The sequence below is a fragment of the Bacillus sp. FJAT-27001 genome, assembly GCF_019039175.1.
Classification (GTDB): Bacteria; Bacillota; Bacilli; order Bacillales; family Bacillaceae; genus Bacillus; species Bacillus velezensis.
The window spans coordinates 927-27746 of the sequence record NZ_JAHOAA010000004.1; the positions used below are offsets into that span (position 1 = coordinate 927).

The 26820-nt window shown below is 43.6% G+C and carries 25 protein-coding genes and 1 pseudogene; 17 read left to right on the forward strand and 9 right to left on the reverse strand.

The features are described 5' to 3' along the window. The 3 genes and pseudogenes from BGM27_RS20550 to BGM27_RS14225 form a co-directional block, all read left to right on the forward strand. Positions 1 to 85 (forward strand): annotated as a pseudogene (locus BGM27_RS20550) (phage holin family protein); the annotation flags it as partial. 47 nt (positions 86 to 132) lie between these two features. Continuing rightward, entirely contained in the window at positions 133 to 1104 is a 972-nt protein-coding gene (locus BGM27_RS14220) for an N-acetylmuramoyl-L-alanine amidase (RefSeq protein ID WP_020953917.1), read from the forward strand. A gap of 152 nt (positions 1105 to 1256) precedes the next feature. After that, positions 1257 to 2216, forward strand: a complete 960-nt coding sequence (locus BGM27_RS14225) for an NYN domain-containing protein (protein WP_020953919.1) — start codon at positions 1257 to 1259, stop codon at positions 2214 to 2216. 145 nt (positions 2217 to 2361) lie between these two features. On the opposite strand, the gene BGM27_RS14230 is transcribed toward BGM27_RS14225, so the two are convergent. After that, positions 2362 to 2553, reverse strand: a complete 192-nt coding sequence (locus BGM27_RS14230) for a hypothetical protein (protein WP_041482286.1) — start codon at positions 2551 to 2553, stop codon at positions 2362 to 2364. A 549-nt stretch (positions 2554 to 3102) separates the two neighbouring features. Here BGM27_RS14230 and BGM27_RS14235 point away from each other — a divergent pair. From BGM27_RS14235 to BGM27_RS14250, 4 genes are all read left to right on the forward strand, one after another. Then, entirely contained in the window at positions 3103 to 5388 is a 2286-nt protein-coding gene (locus BGM27_RS14235; RefSeq protein WP_007408861.1) for a glycoside hydrolase domain-containing protein, read from the forward strand. A gap of 57 nt (positions 5389 to 5445) precedes the next feature. After that, a complete protein-coding gene (locus BGM27_RS14240) occupies positions 5446 to 6045 on the forward strand; it encodes a hypothetical protein (RefSeq protein WP_007408862.1) in 600 nt (199 codons plus the stop codon). Between the two features lie 360 nt (positions 6046 to 6405). Continuing rightward, a complete protein-coding gene (locus BGM27_RS14245) occupies positions 6406 to 6555 on the forward strand; it encodes a hypothetical protein (RefSeq protein WP_012116970.1) in 150 nt (49 codons plus the stop codon). 212 nt (positions 6556 to 6767) lie between these two features. Beyond that, positions 6768 to 7157 carry a hypothetical protein gene (locus tag BGM27_RS14250; RefSeq protein ID WP_007408864.1) on the forward strand — a complete coding sequence of 130 codons (390 nt, stop codon included), beginning with the start codon at positions 6768 to 6770 and terminating at the stop codon, positions 7155 to 7157. Positions 7158 to 7354: 197 nt separating this feature from the next. On the opposite strand, the gene BGM27_RS14255 is transcribed toward BGM27_RS14250, so the two are convergent. After that, positions 7355 to 9832, reverse strand: a complete 2478-nt coding sequence (locus BGM27_RS14255; RefSeq protein ID WP_020953920.1) for an NB-ARC domain-containing protein — start codon at positions 9830 to 9832, stop codon at positions 7355 to 7357. Between the two features lie 200 nt (positions 9833 to 10032). On the opposite strand from BGM27_RS14255, the gene gutB reads away from it, so the two are divergent. From gutB to BGM27_RS14295, 8 genes are all read left to right on the forward strand, one after another. Continuing rightward, positions 10033 to 11094: a sorbitol dehydrogenase gene (gene gutB, locus BGM27_RS14260; protein ID WP_007408865.1), complete on the forward strand. Its 1062-nt coding sequence runs from the start codon at positions 10033 to 10035 to the stop codon at positions 11092 to 11094. A gap of 73 nt (positions 11095 to 11167) precedes the next feature. Next, a complete protein-coding gene (locus BGM27_RS14265; RefSeq protein ID WP_020953921.1) occupies positions 11168 to 12544 on the forward strand; it encodes an MFS transporter in 1377 nt (458 codons plus the stop codon). Positions 12545 to 12645: 101 nt separating this feature from the next. Further along, positions 12646 to 13608, forward strand: a complete 963-nt coding sequence (locus tag BGM27_RS14270) for a carbohydrate kinase family protein (protein ID WP_020953922.1) — start codon at positions 12646 to 12648, stop codon at positions 13606 to 13608. 232 nt (positions 13609 to 13840) lie between these two features. Continuing rightward, entirely contained in the window at positions 13841 to 14158 is a 318-nt protein-coding gene (locus BGM27_RS14275; protein WP_007408869.1) for a YjdJ family protein, read from the forward strand. Positions 14159 to 14272: 114 nt separating this feature from the next. Continuing rightward, a complete protein-coding gene (locus BGM27_RS14280) occupies positions 14273 to 14959 on the forward strand; it encodes a PspA/IM30 family protein (RefSeq protein WP_007408870.1) in 687 nt (228 codons plus the stop codon). 50 nt (positions 14960 to 15009) lie between these two features. After that, complete coding sequence (locus tag BGM27_RS14285) at positions 15010 to 16035, forward strand: TFIIB-type zinc ribbon-containing protein (RefSeq protein ID WP_007408871.1); 1026 nt, start codon at positions 15010 to 15012, stop codon at positions 16033 to 16035. Next, a complete protein-coding gene (locus BGM27_RS14290; protein ID WP_007408872.1) occupies positions 16035 to 16796 on the forward strand; it encodes a TPM domain-containing protein in 762 nt (253 codons plus the stop codon). The genes BGM27_RS14285 and BGM27_RS14290 overlap by 1 nt, the downstream gene beginning before the upstream one ends. A gap of 26 nt (positions 16797 to 16822) precedes the next feature. Further along, on the forward strand, positions 16823 to 17827 hold the full coding sequence (locus BGM27_RS14295; RefSeq protein ID WP_007408873.1) for an SPFH domain-containing protein: 1005 nt from the start codon (positions 16823 to 16825) through the stop codon (positions 17825 to 17827). A 42-nt stretch (positions 17828 to 17869) separates the two neighbouring features. Here the strand turns inward: BGM27_RS14295 and BGM27_RS14300 are convergent, their stop codons facing one another. From BGM27_RS14300 to BGM27_RS14315, 4 genes are all read right to left on the reverse strand, one after another. Next, complete coding sequence (locus BGM27_RS14300; protein ID WP_007408874.1) at positions 17870 to 19801, reverse strand: acyltransferase family protein; 1932 nt, start codon at positions 19799 to 19801, stop codon at positions 17870 to 17872. Positions 19802 to 20072: 271 nt separating this feature from the next. Beyond that, the gene (gene rsiV, locus BGM27_RS14305) at positions 20073 to 20933 is read right to left on the reverse strand and encodes an anti-sigma-V factor RsiV (protein ID WP_007408875.1); all 861 of its coding nucleotides are present in this window, start codon (positions 20931 to 20933) and stop codon (positions 20073 to 20075) included. Continuing rightward, entirely contained in the window at positions 20933 to 21430 is a 498-nt protein-coding gene (locus BGM27_RS14310; RefSeq protein WP_003155802.1) for an RNA polymerase sigma factor SigV, read from the reverse strand. The genes rsiV and BGM27_RS14310 overlap by 1 nt, the downstream gene beginning before the upstream one ends. Before the next feature lie 191 nt (positions 21431 to 21621). After that, the gene (locus BGM27_RS14315) at positions 21622 to 22662 is read right to left on the reverse strand and encodes a 2,3-butanediol dehydrogenase (RefSeq protein ID WP_007408876.1); all 1041 of its coding nucleotides are present in this window, start codon (positions 22660 to 22662) and stop codon (positions 21622 to 21624) included. Between the two features lie 363 nt (positions 22663 to 23025). Here BGM27_RS14315 and BGM27_RS14320 point away from each other — a divergent pair, with 363 nt between their 5' ends. Together BGM27_RS14320 and BGM27_RS14325 are read left to right on the forward strand one after the other, a co-directional pair. Further along, positions 23026 to 23394: an RlpA-like double-psi beta-barrel domain-containing protein gene (locus BGM27_RS14320; RefSeq protein WP_007408877.1), complete on the forward strand. Its 369-nt coding sequence runs from the start codon at positions 23026 to 23028 to the stop codon at positions 23392 to 23394. A gap of 65 nt (positions 23395 to 23459) precedes the next feature. After that, positions 23460 to 24506 (forward strand): TolB family protein, encoded by a 1047-nt coding sequence (locus BGM27_RS14325; protein WP_007408878.1) that lies wholly within the window; start codon positions 23460 to 23462, stop codon positions 24504 to 24506. A gap of 31 nt (positions 24507 to 24537) precedes the next feature. Here the strand turns inward: BGM27_RS14325 and BGM27_RS14330 are convergent, their stop codons facing one another. From BGM27_RS14330 to cotA, 3 genes are all read right to left on the reverse strand, one after another. Further along, positions 24538 to 24696 carry a hypothetical protein gene (locus BGM27_RS14330; RefSeq protein ID WP_003155794.1) on the reverse strand — a complete coding sequence of 53 codons (159 nt, stop codon included), beginning with the start codon at positions 24694 to 24696 and terminating at the stop codon, positions 24538 to 24540. Between the two features lie 98 nt (positions 24697 to 24794). Next, positions 24795 to 25004: a cold-shock protein gene (locus tag BGM27_RS14335; RefSeq protein ID WP_007408879.1), complete on the reverse strand. Its 210-nt coding sequence runs from the start codon at positions 25002 to 25004 to the stop codon at positions 24795 to 24797. 204 nt (positions 25005 to 25208) lie between these two features. Then, on the reverse strand, positions 25209 to 26747 hold the full coding sequence (gene cotA, locus BGM27_RS14340) for an outer spore coat copper-dependent laccase CotA (RefSeq protein WP_015416957.1): 1539 nt from the start codon (positions 26745 to 26747) through the stop codon (positions 25209 to 25211). Positions 26748 to 26820: the final 73 nt, after the last annotated feature.

A 26820-nucleotide genomic window follows, 5' to 3' on the forward strand; every position in this document is an offset into this window, starting at 1 on the left:
ACCGGCCGTCATCACTGACCGGCTTCACGTAATTGAAAGCGACAACGATCAGACAAAAGAAAAAGACGATCAGGCAGCTGGTTAATCCGGCTGCTTTTTTTGAATCCAAAAACAGAATAGGAGAGATTTTTTATGACAATTGCAGTGAAAAAGAGATTAGTTCCGAGTAACAAATACGCCCTGAAATGTCCGAACCCGATGGAGCCGGAGTATATCACCATTCATAACACGGCAAACGATGCATCAGCCGCCAATGAAATCAGTTATATGACCGGTAACAGCGAATCGACGAGCTATCATTTTGCCGTCGATGATAAAGAAGTGATTCAGGGGATTCCGCTGGACCGGAATGCTTGGCATTCAGGTGACGGTACAAACGGAACCGGGAACCGTAAGTCTATCGGCGTGGAAATCTGCTACAGCAAGTCAGGCGGAGCGCGATACCAAGCAGCGGAGGCGCTGGCTATCAAGTTTGTCGCTCAGTTACTTCAAGAGCGCGGATGGGGCGTTGACAAAATCAGAAAGCATCAGGACTGGAATGGGAAATACTGCCCGCACCGTATTTTAGATGCGGGGCGCTGGGATGAAGTGAAAGCAGCCATTGCTACAGAACTTGAACGTCTTGGAGGTAAAAAAGCATCCAAACCACAAAAAACAGAATCAAAGACTAGCGGGGCGACGTACACCGTCAAGAAAGGCGATGTCCTTTCTGTAATCGCAGAGAAAACAGGCGTAAGCATGAAAACCCTACAAAGCTTGAACGGCATTAAGAATCCGAATCTAATCAGAGTCGGCCAGGTAATAAAGCTGACGGATTCGGCCGGCTCTTCAACCAACGGAAAGAAATCATCCTTCCGCCTGCCTGCGGGTATTTTTAAAGTCACAAGCCCGTTGACCCGAGGAGAGGCCGTAAAACAGATTCAAACGGCGCTGGCGGCTCTTCATTACTACTCGGATAAGAGCGCAAAGAACTTTGGAATCGACGGCGCATACGGGCCGAAAACAGCAAATGCAGTCAAACGGTTCCAGTCCATGTATGGACTGTCTGCTGATGGCATTTACGGGCCAAAGACGAAAGCAAAACTTGAAAAGCTATTGAAATGATAAAGCCTCGTCCATTGGACGAGGCTTTTTTGTTGTAAATGGGAGAAATACATAACTTTTAAGCTAGTATTATTCGAAAAATACACTTTTATTGGTGAATATATGGTAAATTCTTTTATGTATGTTATTTCTAATGAAATGAGGGAATTTATTTGGACGAAGCAAAAGGAAAAAGAACAGGGACGGTTGCCAAACCATTACCCCAACCAGCAGTTGACGAACAGCTTAAATCAGTTTTTCAAATCATGACATCGGTCTTAAATGATTCAAATCGAACATACAATTCCGAGAGAAAACTTGATAATGTAGCCATTTTTGTTGATTATGATAACGTTTACTGGTCTCTAATGAATAATTATAGTCATGATCCAGATCATGAATCTGAGGAAAAGAATTTATTTTCAAGGTTATGGGAACGATATGGTCAAGATAATGTACGTTCATTTAGAGTGTATGCAGATTTTCAAAAGTTAAAGAGTAACATGACAAGTCTACAAAAAAAACGTGTTCAAATAAGGCATGTTTATTCAAACGGGAAAGATGGGGATCATCGTAAAAACGCATCAGATATTGAACTTTGTATTGATGCTATTGAAAATACATACAAAGATCCTTCGATAAGTTGTTATGTTTTTGTAACTGCTGATAGTGACATGATTCCTATTATGAGTAGATTAATGTACAAAGGAAAAAGAGTTGAGCTTTTTTATTTATCTAAAACAGCTCCTAAGCATATTGAATTTAAAGAATATGTTCATTTCGCTGAAGATTTAGTGAAGTTACTTGGAATAGAAGAGAAGCAGTATGACCGAAATAAATTATCTATACAACTTCTTAAATGGATAAAGAATTGGCATGCTGAAAATGAAAGGAAAGAACATATATTTTTGGGAGGACCTGCTTTAAGAAGAGATGCTATGAAAGATTTAGCAGCTCCGGGGCAGATAATCAGTGAACTAATAGAACAACTTAAACAGGAGGGGCTAATTTTAGAAAAAGCGAAGAAATTAACACAAGGAACACTCGCTGGGAAAGCAAGAAATGAATTCATTTGCTCTGAGGCAGGATTGAAAAAAATAGATGAGTCCAGCCAAGAACAAGCTAAGGCTTGACATTAATATACATTGGGTATATTATGAATATACATTAGAAACACATACACTTTTGAAATACTTACACTTAAATTACACTTGTATTTTTTTTCACTTTTTATTCACTGAAAAAGCAGGGCTGTTCCCCTGCTTTTTCTTTTTTTATTTAGTTGAAAATCCACCTTTCTTTTTTCTTGTCCCACTTCAAAATGCGCTGCCTCATCAAATTCTTCACAGCAGCACGTATTGCTTGCTCATCTTTCCCGGTTTTCCTTTTCAATTGTTCCATGGAGGGATTTTTCCCGAAGCGGGTCATATTAAAAATAATCCGATACACTTTACGTTCAAAATCGGTCATTGTGTTTCATCTCCTCGGAGACGATTATAAAGAACGTGCGTTCGTGATGCAAACAAACCTGTTATTTTTTAAAAAATAACACAAAAATAACGAAAGTTGCGTCAGAGTCTGAAACAATGCGGTTTTTGTTTCTTTTCTATTCATGATCTCATTAAAAAAATAACGCCGATCGAAAGGATGCGTAAGCGAGCGAAAACCGTGGTAATTATGGGCGGCATGATGTAAAAAATTATGATCCCTGTTTAACATAAGGGTTTTCCAGAGTAACGCCATATCGAAGTCTCTCACAAGTTCAATGAATTTGTGAGGGGCTTTTTTTTATTTCTATCATTCATCTCAAATTACGAATAAATTATTCTCATTTATTCAAGTTAGCATCAAGGCATATGACTTTGTTACAAATCTTTTAAAAGGATTTATGTTCATAGGCGATTTGCTGATTTTTATTCTTTGCATCTTTTGAAGTAAGAGCAGATATTCTTATTTTGTCATACGTTTGCCACCTTTAAATGAAAGTACTTTACTAGCAAAAAATAAGGAGTGGAAACAATGGATGAAATGGTACGAAAAGTACAACAATGGGTAAATCTTGTTTACTTAAACAAGCCAGGTTATGTAAAAATCGATGAAAATGGAAAAACAGGGTGGCCTGTGATTGAGGCTTTGATTACAGGATTACAAATTGAAGAAGGAATTACGTCAACTACTGGAACATTTGGACCAGCTACTATGGCAAAATGCCCCACATTATCAACTGAATCTAATTCTTCGAATGAAAAAACAAGAAATGAAATTATGATTCTTCAAGGTGCATTGTATTGCAAGGGATATAATCCAACTGGTTTTACAGGAACCTATGGTGATGGTACAAAGGCTGCTATAAAAAAATTTCAAACTGATGCAGGGTTGTCTAATCAAGATGGAATTGCAACTCCCATAATCTTTAAAGCGTTATTAAATATGGACGCTTTTGTAAACGTAGGAGATGCCAAAATTCGTAATATTCAACAAGAGTTGAATCGGAAATATTATAAGGTTACTGGCCTTAATCCATGTGATGGTAGATACTCCCGACAAACTAATGAGGCTTTAATTTATGCACTCCAGGTCGAAGAAGGAATAGCAGAACCAACTGGAACATTTGGACCTGCTACAAAATCAAAATGCCCAACAATTTCAATGGGGAGCACAAAAGCTAATTTTGTAAAGCTCTTACAATATGCTTTGTACTGTAATAATCGTAATCCAGGAAGATTTGATGGTATCTTCGATGAAAATATGAGAACAGCACTTATTAACTTTCAAAAATTTTCAGCATTACCTGCCGATGGAGTAGCTGGAATGCAGACCTGGGCATCTCTTTTAGTAAGCAAAGGTGACGAAGATAGGAAAGGAACAGCTTGTGATTGTGCCACACCAATTAATGCTGCCAGAGCAGCAACTTTGAAAGCCAACGGGTATACAACGGTTGGGAGATACCTTACTGGATCGTATCAGATGACGTTGCCTGAATTAGAGACTATATTTGCTGCAGGGCTTAGCGTATTTCCAATTTACGAGAGAAATTCAATTCAAGCTTCTTATTTTACAGAAACTCAAGGGGTATTCGATGCCAGAGCAGCTGTTGGTGCGGCTAAGGGATTTGGTTTTAAAGAAAATACTATTATTTATTTTACAGTAGATTATGACGCTGTTGACGGTGAGGTTACCAGTCGCATACTCCCTTATTTTAAAGCAATTAAAAGGACATTTGCCCAACTCAATAGTGGTTATCAAATTGGTATTTATGGCGCGAGAAATGTTTGTAGTCGCGTGGCCGCAGCCGGTTACTCGGTCAGTAGTTTTGTATGTGATATGTCTTCAGGATTTAGCGGTAACCGCGGCTATTCACTTCCCACTGATTGGGCATTTGACCAAATAAAGACAAGGAGTATAGGTGACGGGCCTGGGAAAATAGAGATTGATAATAATATCTCATCGGGCAAGGATAAAGGCGTTAATTCTATAGTTTATAATAAAGAAAATAGTAACAATTTTGTTTCGACTACAAATAATAAGTTCTTCGATCAATTAAAAGTTTTATATAATACAGCAGTAGATTATGTTACTGAAAAGGAAGTAAATAAACCTAATCCGGTCGGCAATATTACTCAACAGGCAAATGAATTAGTTGCCCAGTATCTAAGAAAAGATGAATATGATGGTTTATTGTGGATTTTAACAGCGGATTTTATTGACTCAGATTTTGTTAAAATAGCTGATAACGTATTGAAGGGACAAGAAAAGAGAATCCTGATAGATCCATTTTCTAAACTGACACTAGATGTCGCACATATGATGGCCACTTTTAATGCAATAATTCATAGTTCTGTAGGAATGATACAAGATCTTGCAGGATGGGCAGGTGATTTAATTACAGTAGGGGGAGACACTGTCCGTTATAATGCTAATTATAAAACAACTTATGATGCTGCAATAGATTTAATAGGAGGTCAAATTGGTACATTTGGAATTCAAGATTTACTAGGAGATGTAGACGCTGTTAACCTTGCTATGAATACAAGTACAGGGATTACCTCACAACCAGTTTACAAGGTATTTGAAGAATACTATAATACCGGCTATAGTAGAAGATACTCTCAATTTTTTAAAAACAGATTTAATAATTCATTTGAAGCAGTTATTAAGGATGCAGAGTACTATTTAAACACCAACAATCCTGTATGTTTGGAATTTAAACATCATTTTAATGTTAAGAATTATACCCAAGAGGATGGTCAAGTAATTGCACAAGCTTTTGCAGATTGCCTTAAACAAAAAATAAAATTTGAATAATTAATTCTTCCCAAAAGTAAATCGCTGTTTTGATTTACTTTTGGGAAAAGCGTTATAATGCATATTGAGGGGGCGCATATCATTGTGATACAGTTAAAGATTATATATAAGGCAGTATTAGTAATTTTAATAAGTGCCTTTTTTTTATTGTTTAATGGATGGTATTTTCATAAATGTATTATTGATCCTCATTACTACCAATTAACAGATTTTTCGGAAGAAGATATTCAAATTTTTGAGCATTTTTATAATATTGATCTACCTTCAAACACGAAGTTTATTAAAGCTGAGCAATTTGAAACAGGGATAGGTAATTATTCTGCGATTTTGTACGTATCATTACCTGCCAAAAAGGTAAAGCCTTTAGTTTCTGACTATTCTTATATGCCTATCTTTTATAACAATAGGTATACAGTATTTTATGGTGTTAATATTACAAGCAGCAATAAGGAAACAGCACAAATTACATTTGGAGCGGACGATGGCTCGCTGAATGGTTCTTTATGGGGTAAGCAAGTAAGGAATCTCTTAGAATCGAAAGGGAAGTATATTGGCGTTTCAGATGAAACTTATGTTATTTCTGCGTTTATAATTAACATCGTTTTTATTGCATTACTTGTTTGGATCTTGAAAAAGGGAAGAAGAACTAGAGTTTGAATTAAGAAATATTTGAACTCACCAGCCATAGAATGTTGATTAGAAATAATTAAGGGGTTTGTGCGTAATTTAAATTTGTAAAGGGGAGAGTTGAGTACTCTGCCAAAAATCGCTTACCCTTAGTTTTTTGTGTGGTAATTGTACTGACACAGGGAACATTAGATCATTTTGTAAATACTTAAGGTTATCTCGGACAAAAAGAGTTTTCATCGCACAGATCTTATTAAATAATAAAACTAAGTCAATTTTAAATGCAGTTCAAGAGTATTATAATAGTCTTGTTTTTTCAGGATATAAGCTATTTTATAAAAATAAATTTAATAGTAATGAAATAATTCGAGACTTCATGCGAGTAATATTATGATTGGAGATAATCCTGATATTACAGCGGCAAGGGTAGCCCTAAGGAGTTCAATGCAAATGGAAGTCCCTTATTATACGGAAGAAAAGGGAGAAATTATTGCAAATGCTTTTGCTGATAAAATATTAGACCTTGTAGCAAGTGAATAGAAAAGTTAGAGTAGAGCACCATACATTTCAAAGCTATGAAACAAACAAGATTTTTTTCAAAAGAATCTTAAATTTGCATTAATATTAATAAATTTCTATCAAACGTATTCGTTTTTCAGGAGAAATATATGGAAAAACCTCTGTTTTTTTAGGAGAATATGTTATTATAACTGTGGATTTAAAATATTAAAAAGAAAAGAGGAATTCTAAAGATGAAAAAGTTAGTAATGACCCTGTTTACAGCAGCACTTTTGGGAGTTGCCATTTTCGCAGGTGGGTCAGAAGCATTAGCTATGGATTCGAAAGGTACAATTAAATTTAAAACAGATGCTAATACATATACGAAAAGCGCTACTTCCATTGTGGTTACTGGTACTTTGGCTAGGGATTTAGATAATGGTTTTTCAGTAATTATATTAAATAAAAAAGGTAAAGTAATTGCCAGAAAAGATATTTTGCATCGTATTGGTTCACGTAATTTTCGTGTGAGTTTTTCAACGAAAAATCTTCCTGCAGGTAAGTATGATGTGCAAGTTGGACAGGAATGGGGAGGAAGATATTGGTCAGGTGAACTAAAACATTATATTACAGTACAGCACTAATACGGCTGTATAAGTATTAACCTCTTGTTGTTAAAAAGTTTAACTTTAGAAATTTGTTTTCTGTGAAATATTAATTTTTCAATAAAGGTATCTTAATCAATTTACTGTACTGATAAAGATACCTTTTTATCTTTAAAAACAACAAGGTCATGAGTGTTTTTCAAAGCTCGTACCGCTAGCCGCAATGTAGTTGTCTTTTAAATGAGAATATCCATTTGCTCCACCTCACCCCGAATCCCAATCCCAGGCTCCCACGAATCAATCAAACGGATTGCTTTCTGATTCGATTCCATCGCTTTCTTATTTTCTCCTTTACGATACAAGAGCTGTGCCATTCCGTAATAGTAATAGATCAACTCAACTTGATTGGCGTTGTGTTTGTCATAGAGCATTTGTTCAAAGGCTTTTTCCGCTTTTTCGAGCTGATCACACTTTACGTAAGCCATGCCTAGGTTGAAATAGGCTTCTATCGTTTTTTCGCCGCCGTATGCGGCGCTGGTTGTGTTTGCCGCTTCGTATAATGTGATGGCTTCTTCGTAGTGAGAGCGGGCGAAACTCAGGTCGCCGCGGACCAGAAGAACCCTGTGCCGGATAATGGGCGAGACGGGCTGATCTTTGATGCCGTCCAGCATTGCTGCCGCTTTGTCCGGTTCTCCGATTTTTAACAGCAGCCTCGATTGCAGGGCGGTTCCCCATACTTTCAAGTCGTCGTGATCCGGCGCGCCTGATTGTTCGAGTATTTTCAGGCCGGCTTCTATCTGCCTGAGAGCTCCGTCTGAATCGTTGACTTCCATCAGCGCCCAGCCTGCTGTGTCGATCCGAAAGTAAGCTTCCCGCGTGTGTTCGCCTGATTGATGGGCGGCATCGGCGGCTTTTAATCCGTATTCGATCCGCAGGGGCAGGTTGATTCTGCTTAGAAAATGGCTGATGCGGATGATGAGTTTGATCAGGATGTCATGTTGTCCGGTTTCACTCGACCATTCGATGACCTTTAGGATGTTCGGCCATTCCTTTTTCATTTGCTCTAAATTCCGTCCCAGCAAGTAGCTCCAATAGACAGAATTGGGCTGTTCCCGCTTTATATGGGTTTCCGCATAATCAATATAATAATGCGCCCAGCGGCTGCGGGCTTCTTTTGCTAATTCGTGATTTTCGGATAAGTGCTGTTCTCCGTAAGCGACAACGGTTTGATGGGCTGCATATTGAATACTTCCTGCGCTTCGTTCCGGCTGTATTAAAGCATATGACCGCATTTGCTCAATCGCGTAATGAAACCGCCGGACGTCTAATCCGGCCGCTTGAGCCAAGCTTTTCTCATCAGGGGGCTTAGCGAAAAAGCAAAGCGTCTGCCATAGTTTTCGTGTGTCTTCATGACATCTGTCCCATGTGCGGCCAAAGAGAACCTCAAACAATTCCAATAATGAGTAGCCTGCTTGTTTAAGTTCTTGAATGAGCTGCGGAGCGGGGATGTCGTCGTCTGACATGTATGCAATGCTCAGTGCCATGGCCTTCGGGTTGCCGGCGGCTGCCGAGATGAATTCATTCTTAAGGTCAGGCGATAGCTCCAGCAGCTGCTCCAGCTTTTCCCGTTTATGCGGGAGGTTGCATGTTTGCAGACAGCGGTGCACTTCTTGATGATAAAAATCAAGGGCATCCGTTTGTTCAAGGCCGCTCAGCTGGATGGCCGCCAGTTCCCCGAGGCCGTCCCGGTATGTCTGTTTTACGTTTTCCCGTGCCGTAAGGAGGACTTTTACGCCTTGCGGAAGGCCGATAATAAATTCGTGAATGTCACGTTCCGCTGTATCGATGCTGTCAACGATCAGCAATACCGGTTTTTCATTTGAATGAGCGGCTAATGCATTGCGGACGACGAACCGTTTTTCGTTGATTGATTTATCGATTTGTTCGGTGCGTCCGAGCTGATAGGCGATCGTGTTTAAAAAATCGCTGAAGCTCAATCCTTTCCAGTCAGCGCTGATCCAGATGATGCTGTTGAATGCCGGCCAGTCTGGTGAACTGCCGGCACAAAGGTAGGCTGCTTCAAGAGCGATCGTTGTTTTCCCCATGCCGGCCCAGCCTGTGATTAAACAGACCGGTGACGGAGACAGCATCCATTGTCGAATCGCCTCTATATCAAAGCCGCGGCCGATAAAGTTTCCCGTCCGGCGTGACGGTAAGTTATGCGTGACGGAGTTTCTTGTAAGCGCATTCGTTTCGTGGCTTGGTCTGTCATGAAACAGCCGCTTTACTGCTTTTTCAACATCGTCATCACTCGGCGCTCCGAATGATCCGTCTTTCCGGAGTATTTTTGCTTTTTTTAGACAAGACGCCGTCCAAACGGGCAATGCGGGTTTGATGACGGGAATGGTGGTGGTTTCCAGAAGGCCGGTCAGCCATTCAGGATCCATATCAGTCTTTTCTATAATGATCCAGACCATGCCGAACAACTTTCCGTCGTCAATTCGTCCGGGAATGTAGTTTGCGCCCATCTGTCCGATCCAGCTTTTGATCGTGTTAGAGGAAACGCCTATTCGGAGTGCGATTTGATCTATATAAGACTGTCCGGATTTTACGTTCTTTGTCCTTTTAATTTTGAAATCAGGATGATGTTTCAGCGATTTGACGGCAGGTGCCAGCAGTTCTGCAAATTGTGCCCGGTTTTCAAGTTCAGCCATTAGCCTGCACCTCCTATTAGTACTATTTTATCAATTCAGTGTTTTTTGTATATGAAAAAATAAAAAGTACAGTGCGGCTGTCCTTTTATACAGCAGGAAAGGCTGTTGTACGTATGGAAAAGCAGATAAAATAGGGGCAGTAATAGAGAAAATAAAAATGTATGCACTTACATTTCAAAGCAGAGAAAGGATTTTGCCAAATGACTCACACAGTGCCTCAAAATATGAAAGCGGCGGTTATGCACAACACGAGAGAAATCAAAATCGAAACATTGCCCGTGCCTGACATCAATCATGATGAAGTGTTAATTAAGGTGATGGCTGTCGGAATTTGCGGATCTGATCTGCATTACTATACAAATGGCAGAATAGGCAATTATGTAGTGGAAAAACCATTTATCCTCGGTCATGAATGCGCGGGAGAAATTGCCGCCGTCGGATCGTCTGTCGATCAATTCAAGGTGGGAGACCGTGTCGCCGTCGAACCCGGTGTCACATGCGGACGCTGTGAGGCGTGCAAGGAGGGGCGTTATAACCTTTGCCCGGATGTACAGTTTTTGGCGACACCGCCGGTTGACGGCGCGTTTGTCCAATATATCAAAATGCGCCAGGACTTTGTTTTCTCGATTCCGGATTCACTATCCTATGAAGATGCGGCTTTGATTGAACCGTTTTCTGTCGGCATTCATGCGGCCTCGAGAACGAAGCTTCAGCCCGGTTCAACGGTTGCGATCATGGGAATGGGCCCTGTGGGGCTGATGGCCGTTGCGGCAGCGAAAGCATACGGGGCAGGCACAATCATTGTGACCGACTTGGAGCCGCTGCGGCTAGATGCCGCGAAAAAAATGGGCGCGACGCATGTCATCAATGTCCGGGAACAGGATGCCGGTGAAGAAATCAAAACGATCACGAATGGCAGAGGCGTTGATGCTGCCTGGGAAACAGCGGGGAATCCGGCGGCATTGCAATCCGCACTGGCTTCCGTGCGCCGGGGCGGAAAACTGGCGATTGTCGGTTTGCCTTCTCAGAACGAGATCCCGCTCAATGTGCCGTTTATTGCAGATAACGAGATTGATATATACGGAATCTTCCGTTATGCGAATACGTATCCGAAGGGAATTGAATTTCTCGCTTCCGGCATTGTGGACACGAAGCATCTTGTAACGGACCAATATCCGCTGGAGCAGACGCAAGAGGCGATGGAACGGGCCTTTCAATACAAAAATGAATGCTTAAAAGTGATGGTGTATCCAAATCGCTGAGTGAACGGGGAGGATCTTTGCATTCTCCCTCTTGCTTATCAAAAATGAAAACGGATTCTTGGGGTGGGAAATAATGATTGAAACAGAAAAAGCAGCGGCAGTAAAGACGAAATATCGCGGCCTGTCCTGGATGGAACGGATCGGCTACGGATTCGGCGATATGTCGTACAATATTATCTTTCAGTTTGTAAACGCATACTTATTATTCTACTATACAGACGTCGGCGGCATTAAGCCTGCGGTCATTGCAGCTTTGTTTCTTATCGTAAGGGTGCTGGACGCTGTTTTTGACCCGATTATGGGCGTGATTTTAGACAAGACGAATACAAGATGGGGAAAGGCAAGGCCGTATCTTTTGTGGGTGGCGTTTCCTTTTGCGCTATTTACGTTCTTATGCTTCACGACCCCTCATTTCGGCGAGACGGGGAATATGGTTTATGCGTACATCACTTATATTCTGCTTGGGATGTCCTTCAGCATGCAGACGATTCCGGTCAACAGCTTAACGGGGCGGATGACGAATTCCGTGGAGGAACGGACGGTTCTGACGACGACCCGGATGATTTTGGTTTATATCGGAATTCTGTTATCGATTTCCTGTGCGACACCGCTTGCGGACGCCATCGGCGGGAAAGATCAGGCGTTTGGATTTCAGATGACGGCGCTCATCTATGCGGCGGTGAGCATCGCATTGAATTTGTTCAGTTTCTTTACTGTGCGGGAACGGATTCAGCCTGAAAAAAGAAAAAAACAAGGAATGAAAAAAACGTTGTCCGTTTTATTCCGAAACAAGCCTTTGCTCATTTTGGTTTCTGCATTTTTGGCGTTTGCGATTGGATTTAACATTAAGCTCAGCACGATGGTGTACTATTTTACGTATAACGTCAGCCATAAGGAATTTGTGTTTTTAGGAACTGTATTATTTTTCGGAGCGGCGCTGATCAGCAATCTGTTTATTCCTTTCTTTTCTGAGAAGCGGGGCCGGAAGCAGGTTATGATCATCACGGCGGCGCTATCGCTGATTTCTTATGCGGGCCTTCAGTTTACATCGTATTCTTCGCTGCCGCTTATTTTCTTTTGGCTTTTCGTTTCGGGATTTTTCACAACGCCTTTAAATACGCTTGCTTGGGGAATGGTTGCCGATTGTGTCGATTATGCGGAATGGAAAACCGGAGTCCGGGCTGATGGCGTGGTGATTTCGAGCATGAGTTTCATCAATAAGCTCGGAGTTGCGTTAGCCGGGTCATTTTCGGCCGTTTATCTCGGAATCGCCGGATATGCCGCGAATACCGATCAGACGGCCTCGTCATTGAATGCGATTAAAAATATGAATGCGCTCATTCCGGGATTGTTCATTCTGCTGTCTATTATTCTTATTTCTTTTTATCCTTTAACTGAAAAAAAATATCAGCAGATGATGTCTGATCTGGAACAAAGGGCTGCCAGATAAGTATACGTAAAATTTAAAATATTCTATGTAAACGGTTGTATTTATGACAGAAAGCACTATACTGAAACTATAATCGAGAATTGATAAATGAGTGTGATAATGTGGGAAGCCAATCTGTTATTTGTATTGGAGAATTGTTAATTGATTTCTTTTGTACCGATGTGGATGTTGATTTGACGGAAGGGCGTAATTTCTTAAAAAGTGCCGGCGGCGCACCGGCGAATGTGTCGGCAGCCATTGCTAAGCTGGGCGGAGACGCGGCTTTCAGCGGAAAAACAGGCAAAGATCCGTTCGGGTATTTTCTGAAGCAGACATTGGACGCCGCACATGTCGATACCTCTATGCTCGTCATGGATGAGAGAGCGCCTACAACGCTTGCGTTTGTTTCATTAAAACAAAATGGGGAGCGCGACTTTGTGTTTAACAGAGGAGCGGACGCTTTGTTCACGCTGGATGATATTGATCTGGAAAAGGTAAACGATGCCAAAATCCTTCATTTCGGGTCAGCGACGGCATTGTTATCTGATCCGTTTTGCTCAGCCTATTTACGGCTGATGTCGATTGCGAAAGACAATGGACAGTTTATTTCCTTCGATCCTAACTACCGTGAGGATTTATGGAAAGGAAGAGTTTCAGAGTTTATAAACACCGCAAAAAAAGCCGTTGCCGTAAGTGATTTTGTGAAAGTCAGTGACGAAGAGCTTGAGATCATCAGCGGTGCGAAGGATCATAAAGAAGGTGTTGCGGTTCTTCATGAGCTCGGGGCCGGCATTGTTGCGGTGACACTCGGGAAAAGCGGTACCCTTCTTTCAAATGGGAAGGATATTGACATCATTCCGAGCATTCCGGTGACATCAATAGACTCAACGGGAGCGGGAGATGCGTTTGTCGGCGCGGCGCTGTATCAGCTGGCGCGCACGGATGAGATTCAGACGGCAGCCGAAGATTTTGCGAAGCTGCGTGATATTGTCTCATTTGCCAATAAGGTGGGGGCGCTCGTGTGCACTAAAATCGGTGCGATTGATGCTTTGCCGAGCTTAAAAGAGGTTGGAGTGACTCTGTAAAATATCGAGGATGCTTCTTGAAAGTCATCGGACTTCGGGAAGCATCCTCTTTATTTAGGTCTGAAACCCTTTTCGATATACGGTATACTTTAGAAAAGCATCCAGTAAATTGAACCGATGTGAAGTACATACAATCACGTTTTTATCAGTTCTGAGTAAAACCAAGTTTCTGCTGCTGCCGTCATGTATAGTGTGACGGCCCATGATATTGAACCGCGGAGGAATGTTTTTCATGAAACATGTTTTTCTTATTGTGCAATGCGCGTTTTCTGTTTTTTGTTTTTTATGTCTCGCCGCTGTGAATTGGTATCAGGGGAGTGAGCTTGTTTCTGATTCGTTTGATTGGAATGATACGGCGAAATTTTCAAAGCTTTTGAATGGGACGGATACGATTACAAGTCCTGAACAGATTTCGCAGCTTGATTTCTTTGTGTATGCTGCGAAACATTATCCGTTAATGAGCGGGTTGATGATCGGGCTGTTTGTTTATTTTTTGTTCTCACTGTATCTGGTCATAAAGAATTTCCGCCGGCACAAATGGGCTGAATGAGACTATTTTCATATAAAAATACATAAATTAAAGAGAAAATGAAACTTTTTTTGAAAAAAACAGTATAGATAACTGTGAACTTGTTACTATTTAATTTTGGGAGGAAAATGAAAAATGAGTATTTTAGGAAGATTTAAAGACATCATGTCAAGCAATATCAATGCGCTGCTGGATAAAGCTGAAAACCCTGAAAAAATGGTTGATCAATATTTGCGGAATCTGAACAGTGATTTAGGAAAAGTGAAAGCGGAGACGGCTTCTGTCATGGCTGAGGAACAGCGGGCGAAAAGAGCGTTAACAGAATGCCAGGCTGATGCCGAAAAGATGGAAAATTATGCGATGAAAGCATTGCAGGCCGGCAATGAAGCTGATGCGCGGACATTTTTGGAAAGGAAAGCGGCTGTTGAATCAAGACTGACCGAGCTGCAGACGGCTTATCAGCTCGCTTCTTCCAACGCGTCTCAAATGCGCAAAATGCATGACAAGCTTGTCGCTGATATCGGAGAGCTTGAGTCGCGAAGAAATGCCATCAAAGCGAAGTGGTCTGTGGCAAAAACGCAGGAGAGAATGAACAAATTGGGGTCCTCTGTGTCAAATGCGGGCCAATCGATGACAGCTTTCGGCAGAATGGAAGACAAGGTCAACCAAGCGCTTGATCATGCCAATGCGATGGCTGAGCTGAACGCGTCTCCGAAAGACGATATTGACGATCTGACGGCTAAATATGACAGCAATCAAAGCAGTGTCGATGATGAATTGGCGGCGCTTAAGCAGAAAATGCTTTTCAGTAAAGATCAATAGACAGCGGGCTGCAGCTTTGTCCGATATAAAGAGAAAGTGAGAGAAACAGAATGATCATTTCTTATAAATGCCCGAACTGCGGCGATGATATGGTCTTTGACAGTTCATCCGGCATGCTGACATGTCACAGCTGCGGGCGGCAGGATCAGATTGAAAGCCTGCCAAAGGAGTATATAACGACGAGATTTTCCGAAAATGAGGCGAACGAGTACCGCTGTGAAAATTGCGGCGCGGTATTAATGACTGAGGCGGAAACGACGGCCACGACGTGCGGGTTTTGCGGAGGAGCCGCCGTTCTCGCCGACCGATTATCGGGAAATCTCGCGCCTTCGATGGTGATCCCTTTTACGATCAGCAAGGAAGAAGCCATGAGCGCTTTTAAAAAGTGGTGCCGAAACGGCCGTCTGACACCGAAAGGGTTTATGACTGCCGATCGGGTGAAGAGCATAACCGGCATGTACGTGCCGTTTTGGATGTTTGACTTAAACAGCAAGGTTCAGGTCAATGCCGTTTGTACGAGAGTGCATCACTATGAAGATGGAGAATACCGGGTGACGGAGACCGAGTATTACAACGCGTACCGCGATATCAATCTTGATTATCTCAAAATTCCGGTCGACGCTTCAGAAAAAATGAATGATGAATTAATGGACAAATTGGAGCCTTACTCATACAGTGAGCTGAAGGAGTTTAATACGGCCTATTTAGCGGGATATATTGCGGAAAAGTACAATTATACCGATGACGATCTCTTTCCGCGGGCGAAGGATAAAATCAGCCATTATATTGATTCTTATATCAGATCCACCTTCTCCGGATATACGACGGCTGACATTACGGATGAGCAGATTCAGACCGATAAAATCAGCAGCTTTTACGTACTGCTTCCGGTCTGGATGGTCAGCTACGACTATGAGCGGGCTGAGCACATTTTTGCGATGAACGGGCAGACGGGCAAGGTTGTCGGCAAACCGCCGATCAGTGCCGGAAAAGTGGCCGCGTGGTTCGGCGGCATAACCGCCGGTGCGTTTTTAGCATTAAGACTCGTCTCACTTATGATAGGAGGCGGTTTTTGATGAAAGTATCGATAAAAAAAGCGTGTCTCTTCTGTTTCGTCCTTTTTCTGATGATGTCTTTTTCTTTACATACATCGGCGTCTGCCGCGGAACAGAAGCAATATGTTTATGACAATGCTCATTTATTAACGAAGGATGAAACGAAGAAACTTGAGGAATTGGCCGGGAAGCTCGGGGCAAAGCGCCATACCGATTTTATCATTCTTACCGCAAACGGAACGGGCGGTAAGGACATCGAGCAGTACGCCGGTGATTTTTATGACAGTCATTTTAGCGGAAGCACGGCGATTTTGACCATTGATATGAAAAAGCGGGAAGTATTTATCTCCGGATATAAAAAGGCGGAGACGTATTTGAATAACAGCCGGCTGAATACGATCAGAAATACGATCTCGTCAGATATTTCCGCAGGCCATTATGAAAAGGCGTTTCAGACCTACATCAAGATGGCTTATAAAGATATGGGGAAAAGCCCGGACGACAAGTCTGACAATCTGCTGCTCACATGGTGGTTTCAGCTCATTATTGCCGCAGCCGCGGCCGGAATCGCCGTCACTGTGATGGTGTACAATTCCGGCGGCAAGGTCACCGTCACCGGCAGCACGTATATGGATCACGATACGTCTGAAGTGCTGAGCCAGCACGACACATATATCCGAACCGACGTTACAAGAGAAAAAAAGCCTGATAAAGATAATGACAATGACGGCGGAGTCACGAGGGGCGGCACGAGTTACAGCGGAAGCAAGGGAAGTTTTTAAATTATATGTAAAGGATTTGAGCATACATGGGTTTTTTCAGAAATCAGTTAGCAAATGTGGTGGAATGGGAAGAATTCAGAGATGACATGGTTTTCTATAAATGGAACAACCGTGAAATTAAAAAAGGCAGCCGTCTGATCATCCGGCCGGGACAGGATGCCATCTTTTTATACAACGGGAAGATTGAAGGGATTTTCCGTGATGACGGCGATTATGATATCGAATCAGAAATCATTCCGTTTCTATCTACACTAAAAGGGTTTAAGTTTGGCTTTAACAGCGGCATGCGGGCTGAAGTGCTGTTTGTGAATACGAAGGAGTTCACCGTGAAGTGGGGCACAAAAAACGCTATCAACATTCCGGCGGCAGGTATGCCGGGCGGTATGCCGATCCGCGCAAACGGCACATTTAACTTCAAGGTCATTGACTACATCGGATTGATTGATAAGGTTGCGGGTGTCAAAGACAGCTATTTAGTGGAGGACATTAAAATCCGGATTACGTCTATTCTCGATCAGCTTTTGATGAAATGGATCACCAGAGAAGGAAAAGACATGTTCAATCTGCAGTCGAATTCCTTTGAAATCGGAAAAGGGATTCAAGAAGATCTTGATATGCAGCTGATCGGAGACGGCATGTCGATTACGGGCTTCAATATTATGAGCTTTAATTATCCGCAGGAAGTTCAGGATATGATTACGAAAAACGCTTCTTACGGCATGGTGGGCGATGTGAACCGCTATCAGCAGATTTCCATGACGGACGGAATGTCATCCGGCAAAATGAGCGGAAGCGGCGCCGCCTCAGACATGGCGGGCATGATGATGGGAATGAATGCGGCAAATCAAATGATGAACCAAATGAACCAAAATCAGCAGAACCAGCCGCAGCAAAATCAAAGTCAGCAGAATCAGGGGACGGCACCGGCGAACGGCTCGGAAGGAGCGGCTAAGCCGAAATTTTGTCCGAACTGCGGAACGAAAACGGAAGGCGCGAATTTTTGCCCGAATTGCGGACAGAAGCTTGCCTGACGATATACGAAAAAGAGGCCTTTTTGGGGCCTCTTTTTTTTGTCATGATTTCATTGTTTGAACGATGAGGGATGTCAGCGCTTTAGACCCCTCAGGTATGAGATGGACGCCGTCCGGTGTGAAGTATTCAGGGTGCTGCAATGCTTTTGCGTGCCAATCGACAAGCGTCACATTTTTCCGTGACTCGGCCTGCCGGCGCAATGATTCGTTTACTTTGCTTTCCCACTGCCGCGGCACACGTGTGTTGACAAGATAGATATCGGCTTTTGAAAAGGAGCTGATCAGTGATTCAATTTGGCTGTTTGTGAAATAGCCGTTCGTCCCTAACTCGATGATGACCGCTTTGTCCGGCTGATTAAATGACGCATATTCCGAAGTGAGCTGGAGTGCTTGAGAGACTTGTCTTCCTACCTTTCCGTCGATGGTGACATGAGGGAGGGACTGCCGCAGGTATGACGCAATGTCCAGCATCACCGAGTCACCGATGGCCAGCACGTCTTGCTGAGGCTGTGTTTGTTTTGGATCAGCCGTTTTTTGAGATGACTGTTCCTTTTTCTCTTCGTTTTTCTTTGTATTTGATTTGTCTGTTGGTTCTTTCTTGTTTTTGTCTGACGCGGTATCCGTTTTTTCGCCGCCGTGTTTTTTCTTGCTGTCATCTTCTTTTGCCGGTTGATCGTGATCGGCCGTCTTGTGCGAAGAGGCGGCGGTTTCTTGCTGATCATTTTGCGCGTACGTCCATTGCGGCTGTTTTTTCTCTTCGGCTATTCCTGACAGCCCGCCCGCAAATACGAGAATGGCGGCAAGAATGAGGCCGAGCGACATTCTGCTGATGACAGAGGACGTCTTCCATTCCAAAAAGCGGTTCAGAAACACGCGGCGTAAAAATGGCCGGAAGCCCGCAGTGCGGATCGGCTGTTCAATGAAATGGTAAGACAGCTCGGCAAGAATGAAAGTGGCGCCGATTCTGACGGCGCAGTGCCAATAAACCGGATTTCCGATTTCCTGCACGGGTGTGCTCAGTACGAAAACCGGGTAATGCCAAAGATAGATTCCGTATGATCTCGTTCCGATCCAGCGAAGCGGCTTCCATGAAAGAACATGTCCCAAAAAGCTGCTCGGATGGCATAAACATGCGACAAGAACCGCTGCGGTGATGCTGATCAAAAGCATGCCGCCCTTGTACAGGAAGGGTTCATATTCATCCGTGTAAAAGACGCAAAGCAGCAGCGCGGCAAAAGCGGCAAGCTCCGTCCCGTGAAGCAGGTGTTTCATGCTGCTCGGCAGCCGTTTGGAAGATAATCGTTTCATCGGCCACACTAAAGCTAAAGCGCAGCCGATCAGCAATTCAAATGAGCGGGTATCCGTCCCGTAATAAACGCGGCTCGGATCTCCGCCGGGCACATACATCATACTCATTACGACTGCCGAACATAACGCGAGGAACATGACCGCGGCCGCAAGCCGGGCCCGTGTTTTACATATGTACATTCCCGCAAGCAGCAGGAAGGGCCATATGATATAAAACTGTTCTTCAATCGCCAGCGACCAAAGGTTTTTTAATGGCGAAGGGGAGCCGAAGCTGTCGAAATAAGAAAGCTGATGAAAGATAAACCACCAATTGCTTATGTAAAAAAGTGAGGAGACCGCATCCCCGCGTACGGTATGCAGGAGCTCGCTGTTAAACAATACGACCCAAATGACCGTCGTGATAATCATGAGATAAGCCGCCGGCAGAAGCCGCCTGATCCGGCGCACCCAAAAATCACGCAAATCAAGGGTGATGGCATTGCCTTGGGCAGGCAATATAATAGATGTAATTAAATACCCCGATAAAACAAAAAAGATATCAACACCAATGAAACCGCCGTCGGCCCAGTTAAAATTCAGATGATATGCGATAACTGCGAGGACGGCAAAGGCGCGAAGTCCATCCAGTCCGGGAATATAGCGGTGATGCAGTGACTTGTCTGACATGGTATTCCTCCAATAATGTGTGCGGAAATTCTCGCTGTTTTGCGGATGGCTATGGCAGATTTCTGTACAGTCTTCCATTTGTTCCGTTAATTAGACGCATTCGGAAGGGGATTTTGTTTCAGAAAAAATGAATGAAATGCTGTGATTTTCTTAAACTTTTCAGCCCCCGTCCGGCGTCTGATATATGAAAAGGGTCCCTTGTGCATCTTGGCTGTTGCGGGACGAAAGAAAAAATCCATGATCTGCGGATATCATGGATTTTTTTCTTTCTTTATCTGATGTAGCGGTCTCCGACAAGCAGCTTGGAGATGACGGAGGTCGGTATTGTAAACTCTGTAACGCCCATATATCCGGGTGCCGCTTCGTATTCATCAAATGAGATGACAAGTTTGTGCTTATCTGTAATATAAAAATTCTGGTCGGCGCGGATGGCTTTAAAAGGCTCCGACATATCATCTTCTTCGACCCAGTATATTTTATTCGGATCTTCTTTCATCTGTTTTTTCATTTGTTCTTTAATATTTTCGCTGATGACTTTAATATAACGGTCATCTTTAAATAAGCTCTTTAACGTAAGCACGGCCTCATTCTTTTTATCAATCGTGATGTAACGGCTTTGCGTATAAGAGGAAGCTTGCGTTTTTTCGATATCACGGCGGATTGAGATCAAATCCGCTGTGTCAGTAACGGTTTCATAATCGCTGTAAATACTGAGGTGGCCTTTTTTGCTTTTTGAGGTCGCCTTCATAAATTCCTGATACAGCTCTTTGCTTTCTTTCATATAATGCCGGTTGATGCTGTCTTCGAGTTTATGATCGGAAAGGCCGGACAGAGCGGGCGTTTTCACATCAATGCTTGATTGGTTCTTTTCTTCCTTCATCTCCGTGAATGTGATGGCTTGGACGACTTTGCCGATGACGGGGATTTTAGACATGGCTTGTGCGGCATCCGGGTTGATATTGACAACGGCGGTAAATAAGACGGCCGCAGCGACTGCCGCGGATGTCGGCCACATCACGATTCGTTTTTTCTTCGGTTTCTGCTGAAGGGCTTTTTCGACAATGCTGTCCAGTTCCTTAGGAATGGGCACACTTTTATACTCTTCTCTTAATTGTTCTAATCTCTTTTCCATTAAGAAAGATCCTCCTTCGTCAGCTGAATGCGCATGAGCTTCAGCCCCCTGTAAAGGCGTGTTTTGACGGTGTTGATGTTTTCCCCCGTGATGTCCGCGATTTCTTCTAATTTCAGGTCTTCAAAGAAACGCAGAATGATAATGGTTTTATATTGATGCGGCAGGTCATCAAGCGCTTCGTGAAGGTCTGTGTCCTTGTAGTGATCTTCCTTTCCTCGGCTTAAAAACTCGATCGTTTCATCATCCATCACTTTCAGTTTTTTCTGTTTGCGGAGAAAATCAATGGCCGTGCGCACTAAAATTTTATAAAACCAGCTTTTGATCACATCGGGGTTTTTGACGGATTCGACCGATGTCAGCGCTTTTTGAATTGATTCTTGAACAATATCTAACGCGTCATCCTTGTTCTTTACGTAACTGTACGCCAGCCGGTAAAAGTCTTCCTTGCGCTCAGTTATGCACGTCACAAGCGACGCTTTGGCTGTTTCGTTCTTCATTGCTTCAAAGGGCTCCTTTTTTTAAAATACGTATCATAGGCTGTTGCCTAAGGATAGACGGGACAGGGTAAAAAATAGTTTGCGCAGAGGGGATCATTTTTAAAAGGAAAAGGAAGGAAAGACGATGAGATGAAAAAAAGAGCCGGAACGGCTCTTTTTTTTCGGATGTGTCTGATATTCAGCTGAACGGTTTAGTTTGGTTTGACTAAGATTTTCACTTGGTTTTTCTCTTTGATTAAAGCGCCGAAGCCTTCTTCAATCAGATCGTCGAGCACGATTTTTTTCGTGACGAGCTTATCTGCTGAGAAGTAGCCCTCTTTCATCAGTGCAAGAACGGAAGGGAAGATGTCACGGTATCCGATAATGCCTTTTACGGTCCGTTCTTTGATGACGATATCGTTCGGATGAATTTCCGCTCCTTTTTCCCAGATGCTGACGATAACCGTTTCACCGGCAATGTTTGTTGACTGGATCGCCTGGCGGAGAACGACAGGAACGCCTGTTACTTCATAAGAAACATCAACGCCGCCGTTTGTGCGTTTAGCGATTTCTTCAACGACATCGTCCGTTTTTGACGGATCAATGATGATAGCGCCGAGTTCTTTCGCTTTTTCCTGACGTTCCGGTGAAAGTTCAACCGCGTAAATATCTGTGGCGCCGGCCGCTTTCAGGGCTTCAATCACAAGCAGCCCGATCGGTCCGCAGCCAAAAACCGCCGCCTTGTCGCCCGCTTTTAATTTGCTTTGGCGGACGGCGTAAAGCGCTACCGCTGACGGCTCAACAAGCGCGCCCTGTTCGTAAGAAAGCTCTTCAGGAAGCTTAAACAGCAATTCTTCGTCAACGGATACATATTCAGAAAATCCGCCGCCGCCTCCAGCTAAGCCTAAGAATCCCATTTGTTCATCAAGGTTATAGGCTCCCTGATGTCCGTGTGTGGCAAAAATCGGTTCCACGACGACACGGTCGCCGACGCTGTAATTTTTGACGCCTTCGCCCACTTCAACGACTTCTCCTGAGAATTCGTGACCCATCGTGACGGGCGCCATTTCGTTTGTTAACGGATGAGGTTTGCCGACCGGAATAAAGATCGGGCCTCCCAAATATTCATGAAGGTCGCTTCCGCAAATCCCGCACCATTTGACTTTAATTTTGACTTTACCCGGTTCTGCTTTAGGTTCATCAATGTTTTCGATTCGAATGTCTTTTTGATTGTGCCATCTTGCCGCTTTCATTGATTATCACTCCTAGTCTGATTGAAACGAGTATAGGTACATGATCAATATGAACCACGGTTAAAAGGAATAAAGTGCCTGCTTCCTAAAGCCTGATTTCTCAAAATATATCATATTATGCAACTATCAATAGGCCTTATAAAAAGTCCATATTGAATGCAGAAATACTCTATGAATATTATAACGCTAATGAATTAAATTTTGTAGTATAATTTACCATGGAATTATATAGAACAGGTAATTGTGCCGTCGTTATGTGCATGTCTCATCACGTTGTAATGAACATGTAAAGTGATTGAAATATTATAATCGTCTTCTTGGTGTATAATTTTGCCTAGAATAAAGAATCAGGAGGACGAAAGCTTGAAGAAGTTATTCTTAGCCTTATTGATTTTAGCAGGAAGCACGCTGGGAGCGATCAGTTACTCTTCTGATGCAAGTGCTAAAAAAGTGAACGGAAATATTACATGGTATAATGGAGTCGGTAAAAAAGGATCTTCCGGTAAAAAACTGGGACACTGGGATTGCGCGACAAAATTAGGATTTGACGTTCCGAGAAACGGAACGAAAATCAGAGCTTATGCGAAAGCAAAACCGAAAAAGGTTATCACCGTATACAAAAATGATGTAGGCCGTCTGCCGAATGCCGTATTGGATGTCAGCCCGAAAGCGTTCAAAGCGCTCGGATATCCATTAAGCAAAGGAAGAGTATCCGGACACTACAGCTATTAAAATAGACCATCTTAAAAAGCAAGGACACTGATTCTTGCTTTTTCTGATTGACGGAGAGATTGATAATGAAGAAGAAACGATGGATCTGGATGTTGCTGGCCGCCGTTTTGGCGGCGGCGGTCATCGCGTCCGTTTTACTGATTAAAGGAAAAAGCGACGGCGGCGGGAAAGCCGTTGTCTCCGGCGGCCATGACAAGCTGCTTGTTTCCATTACAGACAAAGATCTGATGACGAAATATTACGAGGACGGCCGCGTGCTGTACGAGGAAAAGCTTTCGGCATATCCGGCGTTTGCGCTGGATGACGCCCATCAGGTGCTCTATTTTGTCGGGAATAATGACCAAAATGAGATGCGTCTCTATAAGCTTGATCTGAAGACGAAAAAGAAGACGGTGCTTTATAAAGGAACGGCAAGCGCTGACAGTCTGTTTTTATCAAAGGATCTGACGCACATTTATTTCCGTCTCGGAAAAGCGGATGAAGATATTTTCCGTCTCGCATCTTTTGATTTGAAAACGAAACGTTATGAAAATCTGTATCCCGCCGCCGATGAGAAAGACGACAGTGTGAGCAGCTTCTTTTATAACCGCAGCCAAAACGATTTTGCGCTTCTGCATTATTCCGTAAAAGAGGATTATCAAAAAACGGATGAGGCAAATGAGAAGGGGATTGACCCTGAACCGACGAATATCCGGTTTGCAGCAGGAGCGGGCGAACACCTTCAGGATTTGACAAACCTTGAACAGTTTATCAGCGACGTGGCGGTGTCACCGGACGGAAAGAACCTTGTCTTTACATCTTATACACAAAAAGGGACGGAACAAAAAGCGTCCATCCGTCTGATGAATGTCAAAACGAAAAAAGATGAAACGATTATCTCAAACGGGAAGGACTTCGCTCCGCTGATTGATGCCCAGCCTCAGTTTTCTAAAGACGGCAGCATCATTTATTTCATGGCGGAAGCAAAAGGCGCTAAGCGTCTGAAGGATGAAACGGGGCGGAATGCGAAGGTCCGGACCATTTATGCTTATCATTTGGATACGAAAAAATGCGAAAAAGTCTGGGAAAATGACAACGGCATTATCAACAGTTTTTCCGTCATCCAATCATGAAAAAAAACACTCAGCGCCCGCTGGGTGTTTTTTAATGAACAAAGCTGGCTGCGGCTGAGGCGAGCCATTTGAAAAAACGGAGAATCGGAACGGCAAAATGAAGCGTTTCGATGAATGACTGTGCGGCAAGGTTCATTTTCCGCCGTTTTGCCATTTCCTTCAGATCTTTCTGCTGCCGATCGTTTTTCATGTTCAATGCTCCTTTGCATCATAAAAGGACATGATAACGCAAAGGCCTCTCATGAGACATGGAGGCCTTCTCTATGTTGAGACTCGTAAAAGGGAGGTCTAACTTGATGCCGTTTGGTTATTGTTTTGGAGATTTACCAACGAACGGACGCCGTCGATCATTTTACTGCCGCAAAGGGGGCAAGTCGGGGTATCACTGCCGGCAAAATTCTTTCTGCTCCAGCCGATACAGTCCTCTTTTGTGCATTCCCACGTACTGACATCTTCTTTAGGCAGCGGTTCCTGATTACGTTTGTTGTAGTAAGACATAAAGTCACTTCTTCCCTTATGAATTTTCGTGCACTCCTTCATTGTCTCATACTTTTCCCTAATCTCCTAATTCCTTTTTCTATCCAGATTTCCAATGAGGGTGCATCGTCTTCCTGTTATTACAGTATATGCAAATAAGTGTCTTCTTATTTTTTCTTTTTGGATAAATAAAAAAGCCCCTTCTCTAAAAGGGGTGATATTTGTTTACTGCTTATCCGTGACGTCCATCGGTCTCATCATGTCGTAATCTTCATGTTCTAAAATATGACAGTGCCATACGTAGCGTCCGCTGTAAGGAGCGAAGGTCGCCGCGATTCTGATGACCTCTCCCGAGTGCGCCTGCACGGTATCTTTCCAGCCTTTCTCACTTGGAGGAGGCGGGACGGCGGGGCCTGTATACACAATGTCGCCGAATTTGTTATAACGCTCTAAGTCAAAAGGGCGCCGGTCAAGGATTTGGAAGGAAACAAGGTGCAGGTGTATCGGATGTGTTCCCCCCATCGGATTGATAATCGACCAGATTTCCGTTGTGCCGAGCTTCGGCGCTTCTGTCACAGGATCATGCCATCGCTTGTTATTCAGCGTCAAAACGGGCCGGCCGTATTTGTCTTGCGTATTTGTGAGTTTAAGCGTCCTGATATTGTGTATTCTCTTTGATGTCACATTAGGCATTGTTGAAAGATATTTAGGCTTCCGGCTTGTGTCTGCTCCCTTCAGCGGTTTTGTGACGCGGAATTGCATCACATTGGCGTCTGTATCCGGATCGGCGTCGCCCCCGCAGCCGGTGCCGTTCGTTAAAATGATATGTTCTCCGTCAAAGGCGGAGAAATCGATGAGCACATCATACCGCTCTGCCGGGGCTAAGCTGATAGATTGTGTTTTGACAGAGCGGGGAAGCAGTCCGCCGTCAGAACCGATTTGGATAAACTTCCCGCCGTTATTGAGCGAGAGAGAAAATGTTCTCGTATTGGAGGCATTAAGGATGCGGAAACGATATGTCCGAGGTTCAACTTCCATATACGGCCACGCTTTACCATTGACGAGAATGGTATTTCCGCAAAAAAACGGGACGATGGAAGGGTCGGGCAGCGTTTCGGAAGGGTTAGCAGGTCCGCTCGGATAAGACAAGGAACCGTCGTCATTTAATGTGCGGTCCAAAATCATAAGCGGTACGTCATACTCTCCGGAGGGAAGCTTCAGCTGCTTTTCTTTTCGCTCGCGAATGATATACATCCCGGCAAGCCCGGCGTACACATTGAGCCTCGTAATCGCCATGGCGTGATCGTGATACCATAACAGAGCCCCGCGCTGTTTGTTTGGATAATGGTATACCTCTCTCTCAAAATAAGGACCCGTTTCCTTAAAATCCTTTGTGAACCATGCTTCCGGGTAGCCGTCGCTGTCCGGCGGCGTTGCTCCTCCGTGTAAATGGACGACGGTTTTGACATCGGGTTCCTGATGGCCGCTTTCTGAATGGTGAATGGTATGATCCACTGGCAGAAAATGCTTATCCGGAAGGTCATTCATCCATTTAATATAGACGTTCTCATCTTGGTTCACGTCGATCGTCGGGCCGGGAAATAAACCGTTATACCCCCACAGCCGGGTCGGCGGGAGATCGCGGTGCAGCTTGTGAAAGCATTCCTTCATGGTGACTTCATAATACGTGCTGCCGTCTGATTTCTTCTGCGGCTGGAGTGTTTCGATAATCGGCAGTTCATCTGCAAATTTTTCTAGTGCCATTTTTCATCCTGTCCTTATCATTTATTGAAATCCTGTACTACAGTTAATGCTTCCTGGAACAGGTTGGTTAAAA

What these genes read in the sequence shown, in the direction of transcription:
- BGM27_RS14220 (WP_020953917.1), top strand. Translation starts at nt 133, where the DNA reads ATGACAATTGCAGTGAAAAAGAGATTAGTTCCGAGTAACAAATACGCC.
- BGM27_RS14230 (WP_041482286.1), bottom strand. Translation starts at nt 2,553, where the DNA reads ATGACCGATTTTGAACGTAAAGTGTATCGGATTATTTTTAATATGACC.
- BGM27_RS14235 (WP_007408861.1), top strand. Translation starts at nt 3,103, where the DNA reads ATGGATGAAATGGTACGAAAAGTACAACAATGGGTAAATCTTGTTTAC.
- BGM27_RS14240 (WP_007408862.1), top strand. Translation starts at nt 5,446, where the DNA reads ATGCATATTGAGGGGGCGCATATCATTGTGATACAGTTAAAGATTATA.
- BGM27_RS14245 (WP_012116970.1), top strand. Translation starts at nt 6,406, where the DNA reads ATGATTGGAGATAATCCTGATATTACAGCGGCAAGGGTAGCCCTAAGG.
- BGM27_RS14250 (WP_007408864.1), top strand. Translation starts at nt 6,768, where the DNA reads ATGAAAAAGTTAGTAATGACCCTGTTTACAGCAGCACTTTTGGGAGTT.
- BGM27_RS14255 (WP_020953920.1), bottom strand. Translation starts at nt 9,832, where the DNA reads ATGGCTGAACTTGAAAACCGGGCACAATTTGCAGAACTGCTGGCACCT.
- gutB (WP_007408865.1), top strand. Translation starts at nt 10,033, where the DNA reads ATGACTCACACAGTGCCTCAAAATATGAAAGCGGCGGTTATGCACAAC.
- BGM27_RS14265 (WP_020953921.1), top strand. Translation starts at nt 11,168, where the DNA reads ATGATTGAAACAGAAAAAGCAGCGGCAGTAAAGACGAAATATCGCGGC.
- BGM27_RS14275 (WP_007408869.1), top strand. Translation starts at nt 13,841, where the DNA reads ATGAAACATGTTTTTCTTATTGTGCAATGCGCGTTTTCTGTTTTTTGT.
- BGM27_RS14280 (WP_007408870.1), top strand. Translation starts at nt 14,273, where the DNA reads ATGAGTATTTTAGGAAGATTTAAAGACATCATGTCAAGCAATATCAAT.
- BGM27_RS14285 (WP_007408871.1), top strand. Translation starts at nt 15,010, where the DNA reads ATGATCATTTCTTATAAATGCCCGAACTGCGGCGATGATATGGTCTTT.
- BGM27_RS14290 (WP_007408872.1), top strand. Translation starts at nt 16,035, where the DNA reads ATGAAAGTATCGATAAAAAAAGCGTGTCTCTTCTGTTTCGTCCTTTTT.
- BGM27_RS14295 (WP_007408873.1), top strand. Translation starts at nt 16,823, where the DNA reads ATGGGTTTTTTCAGAAATCAGTTAGCAAATGTGGTGGAATGGGAAGAA.
- BGM27_RS14300 (WP_007408874.1), bottom strand. Translation starts at nt 19,801, where the DNA reads ATGTCAGACAAGTCACTGCATCACCGCTATATTCCCGGACTGGATGGA.
- rsiV (WP_007408875.1), bottom strand. Translation starts at nt 20,933, where the DNA reads ATGGAAAAGAGATTAGAACAATTAAGAGAAGAGTATAAAAGTGTGCCC.
- BGM27_RS14310 (WP_003155802.1), bottom strand. Translation starts at nt 21,430, where the DNA reads ATGAAGAACGAAACAGCCAAAGCGTCGCTTGTGACGTGCATAACTGAG.
- BGM27_RS14315 (WP_007408876.1), bottom strand. Translation starts at nt 22,662, where the DNA reads ATGAAAGCGGCAAGATGGCACAATCAAAAAGACATTCGAATCGAAAAC.
- BGM27_RS14325 (WP_007408878.1), top strand. Translation starts at nt 23,460, where the DNA reads ATGAAGAAGAAACGATGGATCTGGATGTTGCTGGCCGCCGTTTTGGCG.
- BGM27_RS14330 (WP_003155794.1), bottom strand. Translation starts at nt 24,696, where the DNA reads ATGAAAAACGATCGGCAGCAGAAAGATCTGAAGGAAATGGCAAAACGG.
- BGM27_RS14335 (WP_007408879.1), bottom strand. Translation starts at nt 25,004, where the DNA reads ATGTCTTACTACAACAAACGTAATCAGGAACCGCTGCCTAAAGAAGAT.
- cotA (WP_015416957.1), bottom strand. Translation starts at nt 26,747, where the DNA reads ATGGCACTAGAAAAATTTGCAGATGAACTGCCGATTATCGAAACACTC.